This window comes from Falsiroseomonas stagni DSM 19981 (assembly GCF_900114315.1).
In the GTDB taxonomy this organism is placed as follows: Bacteria; Pseudomonadota; Alphaproteobacteria; order Acetobacterales; family Acetobacteraceae; genus Falsiroseomonas; species Falsiroseomonas stagni.
Map to the genome: position 1 here is coordinate 637,641 of NZ_FOSQ01000002.1, position 13,434 is coordinate 651,074.

General features: G+C 70.8%; 13 protein-coding genes. 9 read left to right on the forward strand and 4 right to left on the reverse strand.

The annotated features are described in order from the left end of the window. Window positions 1-792 carry an IclR family transcriptional regulator domain-containing protein gene (locus BM041_RS09600; RefSeq protein WP_092958740.1) on the reverse strand — a complete coding sequence of 264 codons (792 nt, stop codon included), beginning with the start codon at window positions 790-792 and terminating at the stop codon, window positions 1-3. 93 nt (window positions 793-885) lie between these two features. On the opposite strand from BM041_RS09600, the gene BM041_RS09605 reads away from it, so the two are divergent. The 7 genes from BM041_RS09605 to BM041_RS09635 are packed head-to-tail and all read left to right on the forward strand — an operon-like array spanning window position 886 to window position 7,953. Beyond that, window positions 886-2,208 (forward strand): aromatic ring-hydroxylating dioxygenase subunit alpha, encoded by a 1,323-nt coding sequence (locus BM041_RS09605; protein WP_092958742.1) that lies wholly within the window; start codon window positions 886-888, stop codon window positions 2,206-2,208. Further along, window positions 2,205-3,629: a glutamine synthetase family protein gene (locus BM041_RS09610; RefSeq protein WP_092959033.1), complete on the forward strand. Its 1,425-nt coding sequence runs from the start codon at window positions 2,205-2,207 to the stop codon at window positions 3,627-3,629. Before BM041_RS09605 ends, BM041_RS09610 begins: the two co-directional genes overlap by 4 nt. 42 nt (window positions 3,630-3,671) lie before the next feature. Next, window positions 3,672-4,445 carry an ABC transporter ATP-binding protein gene (locus BM041_RS09615; protein ID WP_092958744.1) on the forward strand — a complete coding sequence of 258 codons (774 nt, stop codon included), beginning with the start codon at window positions 3,672-3,674 and terminating at the stop codon, window positions 4,443-4,445. Next, window positions 4,435-5,196: an ABC transporter permease gene (locus BM041_RS09620; protein ID WP_092958746.1), complete on the forward strand. Its 762-nt coding sequence runs from the start codon at window positions 4,435-4,437 to the stop codon at window positions 5,194-5,196. The genes BM041_RS09615 and BM041_RS09620 overlap by 11 nt, the downstream gene beginning before the upstream one ends. Window positions 5,197-5,210: 14 nt before the next feature. Then, window positions 5,211-6,176 (forward strand): ABC transporter substrate-binding protein, encoded by a 966-nt coding sequence (locus tag BM041_RS09625; protein ID WP_092958748.1) that lies wholly within the window; start codon window positions 5,211-5,213, stop codon window positions 6,174-6,176. After that, window positions 6,176-6,937, forward strand: coding sequence for an ABC transporter permease (locus tag BM041_RS09630; RefSeq protein ID WP_092958750.1), 762 nt, complete (start codon window positions 6,176-6,178; stop codon window positions 6,935-6,937). Before BM041_RS09625 ends, BM041_RS09630 begins: the two co-directional genes overlap by 1 nt. 59 nt (window positions 6,938-6,996) lie before the next feature. Beyond that, on the forward strand, window positions 6,997-7,953 hold the full coding sequence (locus BM041_RS09635) for a radical SAM protein (protein ID WP_245761996.1): 957 nt from the start codon (window positions 6,997-6,999) through the stop codon (window positions 7,951-7,953). A gap of 81 nt (window positions 7,954-8,034) precedes the next feature. Here BM041_RS09635 and BM041_RS09640 read toward each other — a convergent pair whose 3' ends face one another. Together BM041_RS09640 and BM041_RS09645 are read right to left on the reverse strand one after the other, a co-directional pair. Then, window positions 8,035-8,724: a cyclase family protein gene (locus BM041_RS09640; protein WP_092958752.1), complete on the reverse strand. Its 690-nt coding sequence runs from the start codon at window positions 8,722-8,724 to the stop codon at window positions 8,035-8,037. A 79-nt stretch (window positions 8,725-8,803) separates the two neighbouring features. Next, window positions 8,804-9,301: a MarR family winged helix-turn-helix transcriptional regulator gene (locus BM041_RS09645; protein ID WP_092958754.1), complete on the reverse strand. Its 498-nt coding sequence runs from the start codon at window positions 9,299-9,301 to the stop codon at window positions 8,804-8,806. Between the two features lie 153 nt (window positions 9,302-9,454). Between BM041_RS09645 and BM041_RS09650 the strand changes: the two genes are divergently transcribed. Further along, window positions 9,455-10,498, forward strand: coding sequence for a glycosyltransferase family 2 protein (locus BM041_RS09650; RefSeq protein WP_092958756.1), 1,044 nt, complete (start codon window positions 9,455-9,457; stop codon window positions 10,496-10,498). On the opposite strand, the gene BM041_RS09655 is transcribed toward BM041_RS09650, so the two are convergent. After that, window positions 10,477-12,132, reverse strand: coding sequence for a DUF6311 domain-containing protein (locus BM041_RS09655; RefSeq protein WP_092958758.1), 1,656 nt, complete (start codon window positions 12,130-12,132; stop codon window positions 10,477-10,479). The two genes, BM041_RS09650 and BM041_RS09655, sit on opposite strands and share 22 nt — an antisense overlap. 500 nt (window positions 12,133-12,632) lie before the next feature. On the opposite strand from BM041_RS09655, the gene BM041_RS09660 reads away from it, so the two are divergent. After that, on the forward strand, window positions 12,633-13,382 hold the full coding sequence (locus BM041_RS09660; RefSeq protein WP_092958760.1) for a sugar transferase: 750 nt from the start codon (window positions 12,633-12,635) through the stop codon (window positions 13,380-13,382). Window positions 13,383-13,434: the final 52 nt, after the last annotated feature.

A 13,434-nucleotide genomic window follows, 5' to 3' on the forward strand; every position in this document is an offset into this window, starting at 1 on the left:
TCACAGCAGCAGCGGCGATGCCTCCGCCGCCTCCTGCAGGAGGCGCGGCAGCCAGCGCGCGCGGAACGCCTCCCCTGTCTCGCCCTCCATCGGCATGCCGATATTGAGCGCGGCCACCACCCGCCCATCCTGCCGCGGCAGCGGCACGGCCAGCGACCGGAAGCCCAGTTCCGCCTCCTGCTCCACCAGCGCATGGCCCTCCGCCCGCGCGGCCGCCACCAGGTCCTGCAGCCGCGCCGGATCCGTCTCCGTCCGCGGCGTCACCGGGAAGGGGCGCAGCGCGGCCGCACTCTCCGCTTCCGGCAGATGCGCCAGCAGCACGCGGCCGAGCGCCGTGCAGAAGGCCGGCAGCCGGCTGCCGACCATGGTGGAGACGTTCAGCATCAGCCGCGGCCGCCCATAGGCCACGAAGACGATCTCCGCGCCATCCAACACCGCCGCCGAACAGGGCCCGCCCGCCTCCGCCGCCAGGCGCTCGCACAGCGGTTGCAGCACGGTGGAGACGCCGCTGGCGCCCAGGTAGCCCGCCGCCAGGCGCAGCACCCGCGGTGTCAGCCGGAACAGCCTTCCGTCGCTTTCCACATGGCCGAGCACCACCAGCGTGTGCAGCGCGCGCCGCACGGTGGCGCGGGGAAGGTCAACGGCCCGCGCGACCTCCGCCAGCGTCATCTGCCGGCGCTCCGGCCCGAAGGCCTGCAGCACGGCCAGGCCGCGTGCCAGCGCCTCCAGGAAATCGGCGCCATGGCCGGCCTCCCGCCGCCGCGCGGCATGTTCCTCCCCGATCCGGGGCATGGGCCCTCCAACTCTGTCTTGCCGGTTCGTCCGGGCGCGCTCTATCATCGCACAAGCGTTCGGTCAGTGAACACCTGTCCAGGAGTCACGCCCGTGATCAGTGCGGAGCAGAATGAACGGCTGACCCGGGTCGGCCCTGGCACCCCGGGCGGGAAGGTTCTGCGCCACTACTGGCAGCCCATCGCACTGGTGGATGAGCTGGAGGGCAGGCGCCCCGTGCGCCCCGTCCGTGCGCTCGGCCAGGATTTCGTGCTGTTCCGGGACGAGGCAGGCCGCATCGGCCTGCTGGACCGGGACTGCCCGCACCGCAACGCCGACCTGGCCTTCGGGCGGCTGGAGGATGGCGGGCTGCGTTGCCCCTTCCATGGCTGGCTTTTCGACGTGACGGGGAAATGCCTGGAGACGCCGGCGGAGCCCGAGGGCAGCACGCTCTGCACCCGCATCAAGCAGCGCAGCTACCCGGTCGAAATCCGCAGCGGCATCGTCTTCGCCTATCTCGGCGAGGGTGCGGCGCCCCCCTTCCCCGCCTTCGACTGCTTCGCGGCGCCGGACACCCACACCTTCGCCTTCAAGGGCCTGATCGAGTGCAACTGGCTGCAGGCGCTGGAGGTCGGCATCGACCCCGCCCATGCCAGCTTCCTGCATCGCTTCTTCGATGATGGGGACGAGAAGGAGAGCTATGGCAAGCAGTTCCGCGCCACCAGCGACGGATCGGATTTGCCGATGACCTATGTGCTGCGCGAATTCCCGCGCCCGCGGATCGAGGTGGACAACACCCCATACGGCCTGCGCGTCACCGCGCTGCGGTCCATCAACGATGCGACGACGCATGTGCGCGTCACGAATTTGTTCTTCCCCCAGGCCTTCGTCATCCCGATGAGTGCGGAGATGACCATCACCCAGTGGCACATGCCGGTGGATGACACGCGCTGCTACTGGATCGCCATCTTCACCAGCTTCGCCGGCCCCGTGGACCGCGCCCGCATGCGCGCGCAGCGTCTGGAGAACTACTCGCTCCCCGACTACCTGCCGAAGAAGGGCCGCCAGAACGACTACGGCTTCGATGCCGAGGAGCAGGCCAGCAAGACCTACACAGGCATGGGCGAGGATATCAACGTCCACGACCAATGGGCCGTCGAATCGCAGGGCGCCATCCAGGACCGCACGCGGGAGACGCTGGCCAGCAGCGACAAGGCCATCGCCGCCAATCGCCGCCTGCTGATGCGCGCCATGGCGGCCGTCGAGGAAGGCAAGCGCCCCGCGCTGCTCCAGGAGGACGCGACGGCGGACCTGACGGGCCCCGGCACCATCGACACCATGGCCCCTGCCGCGAATTGGGAAACCCATTGGCGCCAGGCCGTGGAACGCCGCCGCGGCGCCGCCCCCTGGGCACCGCCCGCCCTCGCCGCCGAATGAGCTTTTGCGAGACCCACGGCCTGCATTCGGCCGAAGCCCGCGCGGAAGTCCTCGACCGCATCGCGGAAGACGGCATCGAGGTGGTGCGCCTGGCCTGGCCCGACCAGCACGGTATCCTGCGCGGCAAGACGATCGTGGCCAGCGAGGTCGCGCGCGCCCTCGAATCCGGCGTCGCGATGACGACGACGCTGCTGCTGAAGGACACGTCGCACCGCACCGTCTTCCCGGTGTGGAGCGCCGGCGGCGGCCTTGGCGAACGTGCACTCGAAGGCGCCGCCGACGCGCTGCTGATCCCGGACCCCGCCAGCTTCCGCCGCCTGCCCTGGGCGCCCCATACCGGCTGGATGCAGTGCGAGGCCTACTACCCCGATGGCCGCGTGGTCCCCTTCTCCACCCGCCATCTCCTGAAGCAGCAGATCGCGAAGGCGGAGGCGCTGGGCTTCGACTACGTCACGGGCCTCGAGGTCGAATTCCACCTGTTCCGCGTGACGAATCCCCGCATGGCGCCGGAGGATTCCGGCCAGCCCGGCACGCCGCCCGATGTCTCCCTGCTGACGCAGGGCTACAACTACCTGACCGAGCTTCGCTACGACCAGCTCGACCCCGCGCTGGAAATCCTGCGCAAGGAAATCCAGGCCCTCGGCCTGCCGCTGCGCTCCATGGAGGTCGAGTTCGGCCCGAGCCAGGTGGAGTTCACCTTCGCCGCACAGGATGCGCTGGCCAGCGCGGATTTGATGATCCTGTTCCGCTCCGCGGTTAAGCAGGTGGCGCGCCGCCACGGCTACCACGCCACCTTCATGTGCCGCCCGCGCATCCCCAACGTGATGAGCAGCGGCTGGCACCTGCACCAATCCCTGAAATCCCGCGCCACCGGCCGCAACGTCTTCGCGACCGATGGCAACGGCCTGCTGTCACCGACGGCGAAGCACTTCCTCGGCGGCCTGCTCGCGGAAGCCCGCGCGGCGGCCGCCTTCGCGACGCCGACGCTGAACGGCTACCGCCGCTACCGCCCCAACAGCCTGGCGCCGGACCGCGCCATCTGGGGCATCGACAATCGCGGCGTCATGCTCCGCGCCCTCGGCACGCCCGGCGATGCCGCCACGCGGATCGAGAACCGCGTCGGCGAACCCGCGGCCAACCCCTATCTCTACATGGCCTCGCAACTCGCCTTCGGCCTGCACGGCATCGCGACGCAGGCGGACCCCGGCCCGCCCGCCGACACCCCCTACGAAACCCAGGCCGCCCCCCTGCCGCGCAACCTGGCGGAGGCGCTGGCGGCGCTGGAGGCCAGCACCGTCGCGCGCGAATCCTTCGGCGATGCCTTCATCAACTACTACCTCCGCCTCAAGCGCGCGGAGATCGCCCGGTTCGAGGCCGAGGTCTCGGAATGGGAACAGCGGGAATACTTCGAATTGTTCTGAGGGCGGAAAACGCCGCACGGCTTTCCCTGATCGGAAGAAACGATGCGGTTCCTGGAACTGGATGAGGTCACGAAGGAATACCCCACGCGCGGCGGCAAGCCGGCGCGCGTGATGGATCGCGTCTCGCTTTCCGTGGAGGAGGGCGAGTTCCTCGCGGTGCTGGGCCCTTCGGGATGCGGCAAATCCACCTTGTTGCAGATGGCGGCAGGGCTTCTGCCCGCCACCAGCGGCAGCGTGCGCCTGGCCGGCCGCGCCGTCACCGCGCCGCCGCCCGAAGCCGTCTATGTCTTCCAGCAATACAGCCGTTCCCTGCTGCCCTGGCGCAGCGTGCGGGACAATGTCGCCTTCGCCACCGAACACCGCCTCGGCCGCCGCCGCGCGCGTGAGGCCGCCGAGGAACCTTTGAAACAGGTCGGCCTCGATGGCTTCGGCGACCACTTCCCCTGGCAGTTGTCGGGCGGCATGCAGCAGCGCGTCGCCATCGCCCGCGCTTTGGCCGCGGGACCCGCGATGCTGCTGATGGACGAGCCCTTCAGCGCAGTGGACGCGCTGACGCGGCTCGACCTGCAATCGCTGGTCCTCGACATCTGGTCCCGCCGCCGCCTGACCATCATGCTCGTGACGCATGATGTGGAGGAGGCGATCCAGCTCGCCGACCGAATCGTCGTGCTGACGAACCGCCCGACCACGGTGGCGGAGGAGATCAAGGTCGCCCTCCCCCGCCCACGCGACCCCATCGCGACGAGGGAGCATCCGCGTTTTCTCGAGCTGCGCCACCATCTGCTGGACAAGCTGCTGGCGCGCCATGCGGGTTGAACGGCTGCTCTCGCCGCTACCGGGCCTGCTGGTGCTGGCCGCGCTGCTGCTGGGCCTTGAATGGGCCGTCGATGCCGGCCTCATCCGGCGCGCGCTGATGCCCGCGCCCAGCACCATCGCACTGCGGCTGTGGGACCTGCTGGAGGCCGGCGATGTGTGGGCGCCGATGATGCAGACGCTGCGCCTGGTCTTCACCGGCTTCGCCATCGGCAGCGCCATCGGCATCGCAGCCGGCCTGGCCATGGGGTGGTGGCCCGCGGTGTTTCGGCTGCTGGAGCCGCTGGTGGAACTCATCCGCCCGATTCCGAAATCCGCGCTGGTGCCGCCGCTGATGCTCTTCCTCGGCATCGGCTTCACCATGAAGGTCACCTCCGTCGCGCTCGTCGTCACCTTCCCCGTGCTGGTGAACACCTTGCAGGGCGTGCGCGGTGTGGACCGCGTGATGCTGGATGCCGCGCGCACCCATGGCTGGCCCGCACGCCACACCCTGCTGCACCTGGTCCTGCCCGCAGCCCTGCCGCTGGTCCTGGCCGGCATGCGCATCAGCCTCGGCCTCGCGATGGTGCTGGCCGTGCTGTCGGAGATGCTGGCCGGGGAGGGCGGCCTCGGCTTCCTCATCCTCGACATGCAGCGGAGTTTCCGCGTGCGCGACATGTATGCCTGGCTGGTGATCCTCGCCGTGCTGGGCCTCGCGCTGAACTGGCTTTTCGTCCTCGCCGAACGTCGCGCGCTGCATTGGCAGCGCCGCTGAACAGGAGAACCCGCATGAGCCTCACTCGCCGCACCGCCCTCGCCGCCGCGCTCGCGACACCGCTCGCGGCACCTGCCTTCGCGCAGGGCGCCCTCACCCGCATGCGCGTCAGCGTCATCCCCGTGCTGGACGTCGCGCCGCTGCACGCCGCCATCCGCGAAGGCTATTTCGCGGCGGAGGGGATCGAGATCGACACCTCCACCACCGCCGGCGGCGCCACCGGCCTGCCGGGGCTCGTCGCTGGCCAGTTCCGTGTCGTCTTCTCCAACGTCGTCTCCATCATGCTCGGCGTGCGGGAGGGTCTCGATTTCCGCTTCGTCTCCGGCGCCTCCCGCGCCAAGTCCAGCCCGCCGGACATCCTGGCGCTGCTGGTGCGCAAGGGCAGCGGCATCGCCAGCGGGCGGGACCTGGAGGGCAAGCGCCTGGCCTCCAACACCCGCAACAACATCGTCTGGCTGCGCGGCATGGCCTGGGTGGAGAAGACCGGCGGAGACTGGCGCCGCGTCACCACCGTCGAAGTCCCCTTCCCCCAGATGGCCGATGCCCTGGCCGGCGGCCAGGTCGATGCCGCGATCTTCTCCGAGCCCTTCGTCGCCGCCGCCCTCGAAACCCATGGCGACCGGCTGGAGCGCATCGGCTGGCCGATGAGCGAGACGGCGCCTGGCGGCACCAACGCGCAATACGTCGCCATGGCCGATGACCTGGCCCGCAACGGCGAATTGTTCGACCGTTTCGGCCGCGCGCTGCACAAGGGCGTGGACTGGGTGAACGAACGCCAGGGCCAGCCGGCGCTGCTGGAACTGATCTCGGCCTTCTCCCGCGTCCCCCTCGCGCGCCTGCAGAACACCGCGCTGCCCGCCTACCCCAAGGCGGTCACCCCGGCGGAGCTGGATGAGATCGTCGCGACCATGACGCGCTACGGCCTCGGCGGCCGCTACCCCGCCAGCGCGTCCCTCATCTTCCGCACCGCCCGCGGCTGATGAAGATCACCTCCGGCACCTGGCTCATCCTCGGCCTGCTCGCGCTGTGGGAGGCCTCCGCCCGGCTCGGCTGGGTGGAGTCGCCCAACTGGCCCGCGCTGAGCCAGGTGCTGGCGGCGTTGGCCGCCGACATGGCGACAGGCGAATTGCCCGCCCGCATCGGCGGCTCCCTCTGGCGGATGGCCGCCGGTCTGGCGGCGGGCGGCCTCGCGGGCGTGCTGACCGGCCTCGCCTTCGCCCTCATCCCCCTCACCGCCCGGCTGTTCGGGCTGGTGGTGGAACTGCTGCGCCCCATCCCCGTGCCCGCCGTCATCCCGCCGCTGGTCCTCTTCCTCGGCCTCGACGACCCCATGAAGATCACGGTGGTGGCGCTGACGGTCTTCTTCCCCGTCCTGACGAACACCCTGCAAGGCGTGCAGGCGGTGGAGCCCGATTCCATCGCCATGGGCCGCACCTTCGGCATCGGTCCGCTGCGCCGCGCCGCCTTCATCATCCTGCCCGCGGCCCTGCCGGCCATCCTCGCCGGCTTTCGCGTGGCCCTCGCCCTCGCCCTGGTCGTGACGGTGGTGGCGGAAATGATCGCGGGCGAACAGGGCATCGGCAGCTATCTCGTCCTGATGCAATTCGCCGGACGGGCGCCGGAGATGTATGGCGTTATCCTGCTGCTGGCCGCCCTCGGCTACACGCTCAACCGCGGCTTCGTTGCCCTCGAACGCCGCCTGATCCGCTGGTGGTACGCGCAGGCGCGGCAGGCGGCGTAACCCCTCCCCTATTCCCGGCGAAGCCCTATCTTCGCGACAGCCGTGCGGAGAGAACTGCCTTGTCCATCGCCCTGCCGAAGCCCCTCCTGCCCGGCAAGTTCCAGGATGCCGCCATCACGCTGAAGGGCGAACGCCGCGCCACCGTGGCCATGACGGGGCTGCGCACCCTCTGGTTCAACACCGGCACCCTCTGCAACATCACCTGCCAGGGCTGCTACATCGAAAGCAGCCCGCGCAACGATGCGCTCTCCTACCTCTCGGCCGCCGATGTCACGACCTTCCTGGATGAGGCCGAGGCCGATGGCCTGCCGCTGGAGGAGATCGGCTTCACCGGCGGCGAGCCCTTCATGAACCCGGCGATGGTGCCGATGCTGGCCGATGTGCTGGCCCGCCCGGGGCTGCGTGCCCTGGTCCTCACCAACGCCATGCAGCCGATGCGCCGCTACGCCCCGGCGCTGCTGGAATTGCGCGACCGCTTCGGGACGGATCGCCTGACGCTCCGCGTCAGCCTGGATCATTTCGACGCCGTGCATCACGACGCCGAGCGTGGCGAGGGCAGCTTCGCGAAGACGATGGAGGGCCTGGCCTGGCTCGCCCGCGAAGGTTTCCGCCTGAACGTCGCCGGCCGCGCCAGCTTCGGCGGCCAGGACGAAGCCGCGATGCGCGCCGGCTTCGCGCAGCTCTTCGCCGCCCACGCCATCCCGGTCGATGCCGCGGACCCCGTCGCGCTGATGCTGTTCCCGGAGATGGATGCCCGCCTGGACGTGCCGGAGATCACGGAAGCCTGCTGGGGCATCCTGCGCAAATCGCCGGACAGCCTGATGTGCGCGTCATCGCGCATGGTGGTGAAGCGCCGCGGCGCCGCCGCGCCGGCGGTCGTCGCCTGCACCCTGCTGCCCTACGACCCCCAGTTCGAACTGGGCGCCACCCTGGCGGAAGCCGCGCGGCCGGTCGCCCTCAACCACCCGCATTGCGCCAGGTTCTGCGTGCTCGGCGGCGCCGCCTGCAGCCGGTAGACCCCAAACCCGGCGGTCCAGGGTCCCCCCGGACCCTGGCGGGGGGTGCCGGGGGGCAGCGCCCCCCGGCGTCGCCCCATCCTATTCGAAGATCGCCACCGCCCTGATCGGGCTCGCCGTCCCGCCCCGGATCTTCAGCGGGAACGCCACGAAGCGGAACCGCCCGCGCCCCACCAGTGCCTCCAGGTTGAACAGGCATTCGATATGGGTGATGCCGCGTTCCGCGCAGGCCATATGGGCCAGGAAGTTGGGTTCACCCTCCGGCGCCGGGCTGATCGCCTCCACCCCGAACATGCCGATGCCGCGGTCGGCCAGCCAATGCACGCTCTCCAGCGCCAGGCCGGGGAAATCGTGCAGATAGCCGGGCTTGCCGAGCAGCCTGGCATTCACCCCCATATGGATCAGCACCGTGTCGCCCGGGCGGATCTCCTGCCCGCTCGCTTCCAGCGCCGCCTCCATCTCCGCCACCGTGATGGCGTGCTTCAGGGCCACATGGGACAGGTCGAGGCAGATGCCCGGGGTGTAGAACTTCTCCAGCGGCACCTGGTCGATCGAGGCCGCGCCAGGGCGCGGGTCGAAATGCACCGGCGCGTCCACATGCGTGCCGGCATGGTCGCTCATCGCCAGGGACATCGCCTTGCTGCTGAAGGTGGTCTTCCCCGCCACCTTCTTCTCCCCGTGGTCGTTCCAGACCGTCATCACCACCGGCGGGTGGGAGGGGTGGGTCTGTGTCCGGTGGAAGATCTCCCGGCTCAGATCGACGAATTCCATGCAATTCCTCCCGCGTCATCGCGCCCGCCATCAGGGCCGGTGCCGCGCGCGCCGTCCAGCCCTGCTGGGGCCTCCCCAGTCAGCCGGGCTCGCGCGGCCGCTGATCCGCGCCCTGCTCCACCAGCGCGGCCTGGCGTCGCGCCTCCGCCGTCAGCAGGCGGATCGCCTCCTCCAGCGTTGCCAGGCTTCCCGCCGGCAGGGAGGCCCGGAAGGCGGCCTCCCGTTCCCGTGCCGCCTGCATCAGCCCCTGTTCCACGCGCTTGCCCTCCGGCGACAGACGCAGGGCGACCTCCCGCGCATCGGTGGCGCCCGATTCGCGTTCCACCAGGCCGCGCTCGACCAGCGCCTTCACCGCCCGGCTGGCCTGCGCCTTGTCGAGGCCACTCTCCCGCGCCAGGTCGCGCAGCGTCAGCGGCGCGAAGCCGCCCAGCAGGGCCAGGATGCGCCATTCCATCAGGCTGACGCCGAATTCCTGCCGGTAGCGCAGCGCCGCCCCCCGGCTCAGCGCATTGGCCAGCCGATGGATCCGGTAGGACAGCAGGTCACGAATGGTGGCGGGCGATGGGGGGCTGGGCATCGGTCCGAATCGTCGCGGCAGCGCCGCCCGCCGTCAACGGCAGCCCCTCACGCCGCGCGAAAAGCCGCTCCGGCCGCATGCAAACATTGACCTGCCGCCACCCTGCCCGCAGATCGCCGTGGAACTGCCGCATGGCGGAAGGATTCAGTGCGCATGTCCACGCAACTCGCCGCCCGCCCTCCCCTGGCCGCCGCCCCCGGCCCGGCCCCCGCCCCGATCCGGCCCGCAGAGGCGCGCCCCGTCCTCTCGGTCGTGGTGCCCGCCTATAATGAGCAGGAGGTCCTGCCCAGCTTCCACGCCCGGCTCGCCCCGGTGATGGAGGCGATCGGCCTGCCCTGGGAGGTCGTCTATGTGAATGACGGCAGCCGGGACCGCACGCTGACGATCATGGAGGGGCTGAAGGCCGCCGACCCCCGCGTCGCGCTGGTCAATCTCAGCCGCAATTTCGGCAAGGAGATCGCGCTGACCGCGGGGCTCGACCACGCCGCCGCGACGGACGCGGTCATCGTCATCGATGCCGATCTGCAGGACCCGCCGGAGGTGATCCCGGACCTCGTCGCCGCCTGGCGCCAGGGCTTCGACGTCGCCTATGCAAGGCGCCGGGCGCGGGAAGGCGAGACCTGGCTGAAGAAGGCGACGGCCAAGGCCTTCTACCGGGTGATGCAGAAGGTCGGTGGCAAGGTGGAGCTGCCCGCCGATACCGGCGATTTCCGCCTGATCAGCCGCCGCGCGCTGGATGCGCTGCTGTCGCTGCGGGAACAGCACCGCTTCATGAAGGGCCTCTTCGCCTGGGTCGGCTTCCCCTCCACCCCCGTGCTGTATGACCGCGCGCCGCGCGCGGCGGGGGAGACGAAGTGGAACTACTGGCGGCTCTGGAACCTGTCGCTGGAGGGTATCACCGCCTTCACCGTCGGGCCGCTGAAGGTCGCCACCTATCTCGGCCTGTTCACCGCCATCGTCGCGGGCATCTACGGCCTCCAGCTCATCATCCGCACCATCCTCTTCGGCAACCCGGTCGCGGGCTATCCCAGCCTGATGGCGGTGGTGCTGTTCCTGGGCGGCGTGCAGCTGATGACGCTCGGCATCATCGGGGAGTATCTCGGCCGCGTCTTCAATGAGACGAAGGGCCGCCCCCTCTACATCGTCGAACGCCACGCGCCGAGCGAATCACCGGATCAGCGACAGACGACGAGCTGACCCACCGGCCCGCAGCGCAAAGCGCCATCGGGCACCAGGGGCAGCAGCGTGGGCAGCGCGGCGGGCAGGATCACCCGGACCTCGCCATCCGCCAGCGGCGCCGCGGCCAGGGCCCGGTCGCGGCAGGCAGGCGGCGTGCGCCAGCGCGCCACATACATGGTGCTGGCCGGCAGCGCCCGTTCCGACGCCAGGGCGAGCGTTTCCAGCAGCAGGCCGAAGGTCTCGCCCCCCGTCGCGTGATCGACGCAGGGCCAGGACGGCAGCAGTGTCAGCGACCGCGCATCGGCGAAGGCGTCCCGCAGGGCGGGGGCATCGATGTCCCAGGCCGGCCTGGCGCCCGCCCAGTCGGTGATCGCGCGGCGAAGCGGCGCCGCATCGGCCAGTTGCACCAGCCCCGCCACCAGGCACAGCACCGGCCCGGCACGCCCCGCCTTGGCCAGCAGCACCATGGCGCCAACCAGCAGCGCGTAGCCGACCGGCCAGAAGAAGCGGCCGGAGGCCCGGAACTGTTCCAGCGGTCCGGGCGCGGGGCCGAGGTCCAGCACGATCTCCGCCCCGAATCCGACGCGATGCGTCACCGCCAGCGCCGTCAGCCCGGCCATCACCACGGCAAGGCCGGCATGCTTGCGCAGCAGCTTCCAGGCCGCGCGCGGCGCGGCCAGAACGCCGAGGAGGAAGGCGCCGAGCAGCCCGAAGCCCAGCCAGTTGTAGCCCTCCCACCCCCCATGCCCCGTCGCGTCGAGCTGCGGGGACCAGGGCCAGCCGGACAGCCAGGACCCCGCCGGCCAGACCGGGGAGAGGAGGTTCATGGCGAACATGCCGTAGCCGCCATCCCCCTGCGCGCCGAGATAGCCGAACCCCGCCATCACGCCGACCACCGCCCCCAGCGCCACGCCCACGGCCAGGCCCGGGCCGATGAAGGCCTCCCCCCGCAGCAGCCGCGTCGCCGGAACCGCGCCCAGCAGCGCCAGCGTCATGGCGGCGAGGTAGGGGTGCACCAGCAGCGCCGCGACCTGCAACGCGCCGGCGCCGACCCAGCGCCCCACCGTCGGCCGCCTGACCAGCCGCAGGTAGAAGCCCAGGCCGAGCAGCAGAAGGAAATGCCCGCACAGCGCCGCATGGCCGAATCGCCCGATGAAGGCGGGCATGGACGCCGCCGCCAGCGCCACGCCGATGGGGGGCAGGATCCGCGTCTCCCCCGCGCCGCGCAGCGCCCAGACCGCCGCGACCGGCTGCGCCACCCAGGCCAGCCCGTAGAACAGGCCGACGCCGTGGAACCCCTCCGGCAGCCATCCGCGCAGCAGCTTCAGCGCCAGCGCCAGCAGCGGGATCGAATCGGCGAAGACGGTGTTGAGCCCACCTTCCTGCGTGTTCAGCGTCGCCACCGTCGTCGGCGGCCAGCGCCAGGCATCGGCGAGGAGGTAGCGCTGCGCCACCATGTGCTGCGCCGCATCCCCCGCCGGCCGCCAGGGCAGCCCCGCGGTGGGGAACAGGAAATCCAGCGGGAAGACGGTGAAGGCCAGGACGAGGCCGATGGCCAGCGCCGCGAGGTAGGCGGCGGCCGTTTCCGGGCCTTCGGCGGCAGGGGACGACTTCAGGGCGGCGATTCCTCGGGTGCGCGCCTCGGGGCGCAAACGCCAAGGCCCTTACGCTGCCAGCCCCGAACCTTGCTAGAGGAGGCTGGCGAGCCCGGCCCAGAACAGCGCGGAGGCCAGGACCGCAATCGCGATCCCCCGTGCCGGGGTGCCCTGTTCCGGCCTCGCCAGCGGGCGCCAGGGCTCGAAGCGAACAGGCCTCGGCGGGCTGGGTACCGGGCCTCTTCGGCCCTCCATCGTCTGCGGGTACTGGCTCATGGCGAAACTGTGGCACGGCCCGCCATGAAGTGCCCCCGAAAAGCGCGCGAGGAGCGAAATTTCAATGACTCCCCGCCAGATTGCCGCGCCGCCACAATCTCGCCCCAACCGCGTCTCAAACCCGCCCGTCAGTAAGGCTAACCCTTACCGTCGAAGGAGCGGTCCTGACGATCGATCCGCCCGCCAATCGAGGCCCGATCGCCTCGCCCAGCGGCCGGAAAGGTCCCGGATCGGACCCACTCAACCCTGAAGCGGCCCCCCCGCCGCACCACGAGGACCTCATGCCTGGCCTGGAAGCCGTCCAGACGCTCACGCCCGAGCCCGAGACGAAGCGATCCGCGCTGTCGCACCCGATCTTCGCCCCCGGCATGCCCGGCCAGGCGCGGACGGAAGCCGACTCCGCTGCCCCGGCGGAGGTCCGCCGGCTGGTGGCGAAGCGGGCGCTCGATATCCTTGGCGCGGGTGCGCTGCTCCTCGTCACCCTGCCCGTCTTCCTCATCCTCGCCATCCTGGTGAAGATGGATGGCGGCAAGGTCTTCTACGCCCATGAACGCGTGGGCCGCGGCGGGCGCCTGTTCGGCTGCCTCAAGTTCCGCTCGATGGTCGCGGATGCCGATCGCCGGCTGGCGGCGCTGGTGGAGCGCGACCCGATCGCCCGGGCGGAATGGGAATCGACCCGCAAGCTGAAGAACGACCCCCGCGTCACCTGGGTGGGCCGCTTCCTCCGCGCCTCCTCCCTGGATGAACTGCCGCAGATCATCAACGTGCTGCGCGGCGACATGAGCCTGGTCGGCCCCCGCCCCGTGCAGGCGGCGGAACTGGCGGCCTATTACGGCCAGGCCGCGCAGCACTACCTGGCGGTGCGCCCGGGCATCACCGGCCCCTGGCAGGTGAGCGGCCGCAGCGACACCTCCTACGCCCAGCGCGTGGCGCTCGATGTCGCCTATGTGATGCACCCGTCGCTGATGAACGACATCCGCATCCTGCTGCGCACCCCGGCCGCCGTCCTCGCCCGCCGCGGCGCCTACTAGCACTCCCCCCAGCAACCCGCATTCGGGCCCGCGGCACCAGCCGCGGGCCCTT

Excerpts from the sequence above, each read along its gene's own strand:
- BM041_RS09600 (WP_092958740.1), bottom strand. The coding sequence starts at position 792 with ATGCCCCGGATCGGGGAGGAACATGCCGCGCGGCGGCGGGAGGCCGGC.
- BM041_RS09610 (WP_092959033.1), top strand. The coding sequence starts at position 2,205 with ATGAGCTTTTGCGAGACCCACGGCCTGCATTCGGCCGAAGCCCGCGCG.
- BM041_RS09615 (WP_092958744.1), top strand. The coding sequence starts at position 3,672 with ATGCGGTTCCTGGAACTGGATGAGGTCACGAAGGAATACCCCACGCGC.
- BM041_RS09620 (WP_092958746.1), top strand. The coding sequence starts at position 4,435 with ATGCGGGTTGAACGGCTGCTCTCGCCGCTACCGGGCCTGCTGGTGCTG.
- BM041_RS09625 (WP_092958748.1), top strand. The coding sequence starts at position 5,211 with ATGAGCCTCACTCGCCGCACCGCCCTCGCCGCCGCGCTCGCGACACCG.
- BM041_RS09630 (WP_092958750.1), top strand. The coding sequence starts at position 6,176 with ATGAAGATCACCTCCGGCACCTGGCTCATCCTCGGCCTGCTCGCGCTG.
- BM041_RS09640 (WP_092958752.1), bottom strand. The coding sequence starts at position 8,724 with ATGGAATTCGTCGATCTGAGCCGGGAGATCTTCCACCGGACACAGACC.
- BM041_RS09645 (WP_092958754.1), bottom strand. The coding sequence starts at position 9,301 with ATGCCCAGCCCCCCATCGCCCGCCACCATTCGTGACCTGCTGTCCTAC.
- BM041_RS09650 (WP_092958756.1), top strand. The coding sequence starts at position 9,455 with ATGTCCACGCAACTCGCCGCCCGCCCTCCCCTGGCCGCCGCCCCCGGC.
- BM041_RS09660 (WP_092958760.1), top strand. The coding sequence starts at position 12,633 with ATGCCTGGCCTGGAAGCCGTCCAGACGCTCACGCCCGAGCCCGAGACG.